The sequence below is a fragment of the Pseudoxanthomonas kaohsiungensis genome (assembly GCF_010211765.1).
Classification (GTDB): Bacteria; Pseudomonadota; Gammaproteobacteria; order Xanthomonadales; family Xanthomonadaceae; genus Pseudoxanthomonas; species Pseudoxanthomonas kaohsiungensis.
Window position 1 is genome coordinate 1 of the sequence record NZ_PDWO01000040.1, and the last position, 759, is coordinate 759.

1 protein-coding gene is annotated in these 759 nt (G+C 63.5%); it reads left to right on the forward strand.

Annotation, left to right across the window (positions count from 1 at the left end; genetic code table 11):
- On the forward strand, positions 1–620 hold a 620-nt coding region (locus tag CSC66_RS17170), incomplete at its 5' end, for an NAD(P)/FAD-dependent oxidoreductase (protein ID WP_238394450.1).
- Positions 621–759: the final 139 nt, after the last annotated feature.

Sequence of the window (759 nt, forward strand, 5' to 3'; positions counted from 1 at the left end):
AGAGGTGTATAAGAGCCAGATGCGGTCCATCCCCGGGTACCGGGTTGGCCGCGCCGGCAGGCGTGGCCGCCGGCGTCTATGCCGGCGCCGAGGGCCTGTGCGCGCTGGTGACCGAGGACGTCGCCATCGGCGGCCAGGCCGGCACATCCAGCCGGATCGAAAACTACATGGGTTTCCCCACCGGCATCTCCGGTGCGGATCTGGTCTGGCGTGGCCATATCCAGGCGATGAAGTTCGGCACGCGTTTCGCCATGCCCCGCCGCGTGGCCCGGCTCGAGGCGCTGCCGGACGGCGGCTTCTGCGCCACCTTCGACAACGGCAAGCGGGTCCGGGCCAGGGCGGTGGTGGTGGCGACCGGCGTGCAGTATCGCCGCCTGCCGATTCCGCGGCTGACCGAGTTCGAAGGCGCGGGCGTGTATTACGCCGCGACCGATATCGAGGCCCGTTACAGCAAGGGCACCGAGGCGATCATCATCGGCGGCGGCAATTCGGCCGGCCAGGCTGCGATGTTCCTCAGCCGCACGGCGAGTCGCGTGCGCCTGCTGGTGCGCGGCCAGTCACTGGCCGCGTCGATGTCGAGCTACCTGTCGAGCCGGCTCGCGGCAAAAAAAAAAAAATAGGTTTGAGCGCATATAACTGATCGGGTGGCAACGCCCATGGCCTGTGTCTATTCAACATATCCGTGCACATCAGACTGAATACTATACTGAATTCAGTCTTAGTACATACAAATATCTAACAAACTTGTCGGACTGAATT